7 protein-coding genes are annotated in these 6,454 nt (G+C 45.4%); all 7 read left to right on the forward strand.

The genetic code is table 11. The annotated features are described in order from the left end of the window. The first annotated feature begins 77 nt into the window (after positions 1-77). The 7 genes from aroQ to VCHENC03_RS01245 all read left to right on the forward strand — a co-directional run bounded on the left by aroQ (position 78) and on the right by VCHENC03_RS01245 (position 6,073). A complete protein-coding gene (gene aroQ / locus VCHENC03_RS01275) occupies positions 78-527 on the forward strand; it encodes a type II 3-dehydroquinate dehydratase (protein WP_005428757.1) in 450 nt (149 codons plus the stop codon). 60 nt (positions 528-587) lie between these two features. Beyond that, a complete protein-coding gene (gene accB / locus VCHENC03_RS01270; RefSeq protein ID WP_009707873.1) occupies positions 588-1,055 on the forward strand; it encodes an acetyl-CoA carboxylase biotin carboxyl carrier protein in 468 nt (155 codons plus the stop codon). Positions 1,056-1,069: 14 nt separating this feature from the next. Continuing rightward, positions 1,070-2,413, forward strand: a complete 1,344-nt coding sequence (gene accC / locus VCHENC03_RS01265; RefSeq protein ID WP_005440401.1) for an acetyl-CoA carboxylase biotin carboxylase subunit — start codon at positions 1,070-1,072, stop codon at positions 2,411-2,413. A gap of 130 nt (positions 2,414-2,543) precedes the next feature. Further along, complete coding sequence (prmA, locus tag VCHENC03_RS01260; protein ID WP_005440399.1) at positions 2,544-3,431, forward strand: 50S ribosomal protein L11 methyltransferase; 888 nt, start codon at positions 2,544-2,546, stop codon at positions 3,429-3,431. A gap of 139 nt (positions 3,432-3,570) precedes the next feature. Then, positions 3,571-4,539, forward strand: coding sequence for a tRNA dihydrouridine synthase DusB (gene dusB / locus VCHENC03_RS01255; RefSeq protein ID WP_032803127.1), 969 nt, complete (start codon positions 3,571-3,573; stop codon positions 4,537-4,539). 23 nt (positions 4,540-4,562) lie between these two features. Then, positions 4,563-4,859 (forward strand): DNA-binding transcriptional regulator Fis, encoded by a 297-nt coding sequence (gene fis / locus VCHENC03_RS01250; RefSeq protein WP_000462885.1) that lies wholly within the window; start codon positions 4,563-4,565, stop codon positions 4,857-4,859. A gap of 224 nt (positions 4,860-5,083) precedes the next feature. Beyond that, positions 5,084-6,073, forward strand: a complete 990-nt coding sequence (locus VCHENC03_RS01245) for a sensor domain-containing diguanylate cyclase (protein ID WP_009707875.1) — start codon at positions 5,084-5,086, stop codon at positions 6,071-6,073. Positions 6,074-6,454: the final 381 nt, after the last annotated feature.

Genomic DNA, 6,454 nt, shown 5'->3' on the forward strand with positions numbered 1-6,454 from the left:
ACAAAAAAATCGTGCTGAATTATCGTATATTTGGGAATATAAACGTTCCACTCACGATAAAGGAAGATAGCAACATAATGTCTGCAAAGTCACGGATTCTAGTTCTAAACGGACCAAATCTTAACCTATTAGGTCTGCGTGAACCGACACATTACGGTAACAACACCCTAGCACAGATTGTTGATGCATTGACTGAACAAGCTCACAACTCTGGGGTGGAACTTGAACACCTGCAATCGAATCGTGAGTACGAACTGATTGAAGCTATCCACGCTGCGTACGGCAAAGTGGACTTCATCATCATCAACCCAGCAGCTTTCACTCATACCAGTGTTGCGCTGCGTGATGCATTACTTGGCGTAGCCATCCCATTTATCGAAGTGCACCTATCGAACGTTCACGCTCGTGAGCCGTTCCGTCATCACTCTTATCTGTCTGATAAAGCAGAAGGGGTGATTTGTGGCTTGGGCGCACAAGGTTATGAATTCGCTCTGTCTGCAGCAATCGCGAAATTGCAGGCAAAGTAAACCAAACACTCTGCAGCCCTTTGGGGTTGTCTTAATCACAAGATAAAAGAGAAAGAAAAGATGGATATTCGTAAAATCAAGAAGCTAATCGAGTTAGTTGAAGAATCTGGCATTGCTGAGCTAGAAATCTCTGAAGGTGAAGAGTCAGTACGCATCAGCCGTAATGGCCCTGCATCTGCTCCAGCACCAGTTCATTACGCAGCAGCTCCAGTAGCAGCACCTGCGCCAGTGGCAGCAGCTCCAGTAGCAGACGCACCAGCAATGGCAGCAGAAGCACCAGCAGCAGTTCCTGCAGGTCACCAAGTTCTTTCTCCAATGGTTGGTACTTTCTACCGTTCTCCAAGTCCAGACGCGAAATCATTCGTTGAAGTTGGTCAGAGCGTAAATGCTGGCGACACACTATGTATCGTTGAAGCAATGAAAATGATGAACCAAATCGAAGCGGACAAATCAGGTGTTGTAACTGCAATCCTAGTTGAAGACGGCCAACCAGTTGAATTCGACCAACCACTAGTTGTAATCGAATAAGCGGGGCTTGCCTTATGCTAGATAAAGTAGTCATCGCGAACCGAGGTGAAATTGCACTTCGTATCCTTCGCGCTTGTAAAGAATTAGGCATTAAGACTGTGGCAGTTCACTCAACAGCTGACCGCGATCTTAAGCACGTACTACTTGCAGACGAAACAGTATGTATCGGTCCTGCTCGTGGTATCGACAGCTACCTAAACATCCCTCGTATCATTTCTGCAGCAGAAGTGACGGGTGCAATTGCGATTCACCCAGGTTACGGCTTCCTATCTGAGAACGCAGACTTTGCTGAACAAGTAGAGCGCAGCGGTTTCATCTTCGTTGGTCCTAAAGCAGACACCATCCGCATGATGGGTGACAAAGTGTCAGCAATCAACGCAATGAAAAAAGCAGGTGTTCCTTGTGTACCAGGCTCTGACGGTCCACTAGATAACGACGAAGACAAAAACAAAGCTCACGCTAAACGTATCGGCTACCCAGTAATCATCAAAGCCTCTGGTGGCGGCGGTGGTCGTGGTATGCGTGTTGTACGTTCTGAAGCGGAACTTGTTCAAGCTATCGCTATGACGCGTGCAGAAGCAAAAGCGGCATTCAACAACGACATGGTTTACATGGAGAAATTCCTAGAGAACCCTCGTCACGTTGAAGTTCAGGTAATTGCTGATGGCCAAGGCGGCGCTATCCACCTAGGTGAACGTGACTGTTCTATGCAGCGTCGTCACCAGAAGGTTGTTGAAGAAGCTCCAGCACCAGGTATCACAGAAGAAATGCGTAAGTACATCGGTGAACGTTGTACACGTGCATGTCTAGAAATCGGTTACCGCGGCGCAGGTACGTTCGAATTCCTATACGAGAACGGTGAGTTCTACTTCATCGAAATGAACACTCGTATTCAGGTTGAGCACCCAGTAACAGAAATGGTTACCGGTGTTGACCTAATTAAAGAACAGCTACGCGTAGCAGCAGGTCAGCCATTGTCATTCACTCAGGACGACATCAAGATCCGCGGCCATGCGATTGAATGTCGTATCAACGCAGAAGACCCAGAGCGCTTCCTACCTTCACCAGGTAAGATTGAACGCTTCCACGCGCCAGGCGGCATGGGTGTTCGTTGGGAATCTCACATTTACACAGGCTACACAGTACCACCTCATTACGATTCAATGATTGGTAAGCTGATCACTTACGGTGAGAACCGTGATGTAGCGATTGCACGTATGAAAAACGCACTAGGCGAGATGATCATTGAAGGCATCAAGACTAACGTTACTCTACAAGAGTCAATCATGAATGATGAGAACTTCCAGCACGGTGGTGCAAACATTCACTACCTAGAGAAGAAGCTAGGCCTACAATAAGCCCTCGCTAGCCTCATAATAAATGCCCACATCTGTGGGCATTTTTGTTTTGTATAAAGTCTATACTCAAACAAATCGTAGAGTTCTGGTAAACTCTGCGCCACTTCATTCACTTTAAGAGCAAAAACAAATGCCTTGGATTCAAATCAAACTCAACGCGACCAATGAAAACGCTGAGCAAATCGGCGACATGCTAATGGAAGAGACTGGTGCGCTGTCTGTAACATTCCTAGACGCGCAGGATACGCCCGTATTCGAACCTCTACCTGGCGAGACTCGCTTATGGGGCGATACTGACATTCTGGCACTGTACGATGCAGAAGCAGATACAAACTTCATCATCACTCAAATCAAAGCAAGCGGCATGCTAGCAGACGATTTTGCTTACAAAGTAGAACAGCTAGAAGACAAAGACTGGGAACGCGAATGGATGGAAAACTTCCACCCAATGAAGTTCGGCGAACGTCTATGGATTTGTCCAAGTTGGCGTGATGTCCCTGAACCAGACGCAGTTAACGTTATGCTTGATCCTGGTCTGGCTTTCGGTACGGGCACTCACCCTACAACAGCACTTTGTCTTGAATGGCTAGAGAGTTTAGATCTATCTGGTAAAACAGTTATCGACTTTGGTTGTGGCTCAGGCATCCTTGCGATCGCAGCGATCAAACTTGGCGCAGGCAAAGTTATCGGGATCGATATTGATCCTCAAGCTCTTCAAGCTTCTCGCGATAACGCAGAGCGTAATGGTGTTGCTGACCAATTAGAAGTGTACCTTCCTCAAAACCAACCTGAAGGCCTAATCGCTGACGTGGTTGTTGCTAACATTCTTGCTGGTCCATTACGTGAACTTGCACCTATCATTAAAGGTTTGGTTAAACCAAATGGTGACCTAGCGATGTCTGGTGTTTTAGACACTCAAGCAGAAGACGTAGCGAACTATTACCGTGATGAGCTTCACATTGATCCAATCGCAGAGCAAAGCGAATGGTGTCGTATCTCCGGTCGTAAGCAAGGCTAGACAAGGTTTTCAGGGCTAATTGTTTGAATTTCATACAAATTACAAAAACAATTTGTAAATGCTCAAATATTAGTCTTTTCACGCAGTAAAAAAATGCGTAAAATGCGCGCCCTTGCTGGTACAGAACTGTGATGACGTTTTGAAAATCGGAAACTATCAACTTAAGAACAATCTAATCGTAGCCCCTATGGCTGGTGTAACGGATAGACCGTTTCGCGAGTTGTGTCTTCGCTATGGTGCGGGAATGGCCGTCAGTGAAATGATGTCTGCTAACCCGAAACTATGGGGAACGTCAAAGTCGAAACAGCGCATGGTACATGAGGGCGAATCGGGCATTCGCTCTGTACAGATTGCCGGTTCCGATCCACAGCTTATGGCCGATGCGGCTCAATTCAGTGTTGAGAACGGTGCGCAAATCATCGACATCAACATGGGCTGCCCAGCAAAGAAAGTGAATAAGAAGCTGGCGGGTTCTGCCCTGCTTCAGTACCCAGACATCATCAAAGAGATTTTGACTGCGGTAGTGGACGCGGTAGACGTTCCTGTAACGTTAAAAACCCGTACTGGCTGGAACACAGAAAATAAAAACTGTGTTCACATCGCTAAATTAGCCGAAGACTGCGGCATACAGGCTCTTGCACTGCATGGCAGAACAAAAGCGTGTATGTACAAAGGTGAGGCCGAATACGACAGCATTAAAGCGGTTAAACACGCTATATCCATTCCGGTTATCGCAAACGGTGATATCGATAGCCCGGAGAAAGCGAAGTTTGTACTGGAGTACACCGGTGCAGACGCTTTAATGATTGGACGCCCTGCCCAAGGTCGTCCTTGGATTTTCCAGGAAATCCATCACTATTTGGAAAACGGCACCACAATGGATGAGCTTCCAAGTGAGGAAGTGAAAACCATTATGCTTGGTCATGTGAACGCTCTGCATGATTTCTATGGAGAGTTCTTAGGTCCACGTATCGCGCGTAAGCACGTTGGTTGGTACCTAAAAGAACATGAACAAGCGAGTGAGTTTCGCCGTACCTTCAATGCTATCGATGCAGCTGAGCTGCAGCTTGAGGCATTAGAGGGTTATTTTGATAACGTTGCATCATAATTAAGAGAAGAGCTAGACCGAATATGTTCGAACAAAATCTGACTTCAGAAGCATTAACAGTAACTACAGTAACGTCACAAGACCAGATTACTCAGAAGCCTTTACGTGACTCTGTTAAAGCGTCTCTTAAAAACTACCTAGCTCAACTAAACGGCCAGGAAGTAACTGAACTATACGAATTAGTTCTAGCTGAAGTTGAACAGCCACTATTAGATACCATCATGCAGTACACTCGCGGTAACCAAACTCGCGCAGCAACTATGATGGGCATCAACCGCGGTACTCTTCGCAAAAAACTTAAAAAGTACGGCATGAACTAATATCAGTTCATGCAGTAATTTTGTAAAAAAGGCTTAGTCAGCAATGGCTAAGCCTTTTTTATTAGCTTCAAGCTCCTGACACTTCAACTCTTCCAAACGCTTCTCCTTCACCTTTGTACAAACATTAGTCAAGTCTGATACTTTGAACTGTGATCAGTATTGATTGTGAACTCAATACAAACAGATATAATCAACGACTTACATTGGATAAAGGAACTAACCTCATGATTTACAAAGAAAGGGACGATTGGCTTCATGCCATTTTGAACACCCTCCCTGATCATGTCTTTATCCTCAATGAGCAAGGCCGCTATATCGAAAGTTTCGGTGGTACTTACCATTCAAAACATTTCAATGCACAAAGCTACACCAACCTTACGTTAAACGATGTTTTATCGTCGAGCAAAGCTGCTGAGTTGATCGGTTATATTAACGATGTGCTTCGCTCTAACGAGCCTAAGGTCATCAAATACAGTATCGCCCTGCAAGACCACCTCCTAATGCCAATAGAAGAACTAGAAGCATTAGAGAACCCAGAAGAAACGTGGTTTGAAGCGATAATTAAACCCGTAGAAAGCATTCAAGGTGATGAAAACTTGGTGATTTGGTCCGTGCGTGATGTCACCAAAACGCATCTGCTAGAAAGGCGCCTCAAAGAGCTCTCAGAGACAGATGAATTAACAGGTGTGTTGAATCGCCGAGCATTCCTAACAAGCCTAGATAGGTCTCTGAGCTCGTATTCGCATCCATCTCAACCCTTAACTTGCGTCATGATTGATATTGACCATTTCAAAGAGATCAACGATCAGGTTGGGCACTTCTCCGGCGATCAAGTGATCAATCATGTTGCCCAAATTTGCCAACATGCGATCCGTGGAACCGATTTTATTGGTCGTTTAGGAGGGGAAGAATTTGCCGTTATCCTAGCCAACACCAGCGCAATACAAGCCTACGATGTAGCAGAAAGGATCAGACAAGCGATCCAAAACGCGCCATGCAAAGTAGATGGTATCGAAATCAGTACAACGGTTAGCATTGGTGTCGCGGAGTATGACGGGCAAGTATTGAGCGCAAAAGAGTTAATGGTTAACGCAGATAAAGCCATGTATTACTCAAAACACTCCGGACGTAATCAAGTCACTCTGTATCATGGCAATATTCCTGACGTCAAACTGCAGCACTCTACCAACTTAAGAATCCAAAAGGTTTCTTAACCCCTCTGCTTTATCATCCATACTATCTACATCTCCCTTATAACGCTCAGACGCAGCTCTTATGCCTAAATCTAGCATGAGGCTAGACAAGCTCGATATGTTTTAACAACAAGCTTAAGGTTGTTCTAGAGGCGTGGAAGGTGGTGACATTGTGAGAGACTAGGTAGTGCGTTAGCACTATCTCATGATCAATTTAGTAAACAGGAAAGATATACAAGCTTTAGAAAATGATGTGCCTTTATAGGGGAGTTCTTGGTAATCAAATTTACTTTACTCCAAATGCAAAAAAGCCCACTCTTTCGAGTGGGCTTCTTCAAATTTAAAGCCTGGCGATGTCCTACTCTCACATGGGGAAGCCCCACACTACCATCGGCGCTAATT

Source organism: Vibrio sp. HENC-03 (genome assembly GCF_000305755.2).
Taxonomy (GTDB): Bacteria; Pseudomonadota; Gammaproteobacteria; order Enterobacterales; family Vibrionaceae; genus Vibrio; species Vibrio owensii.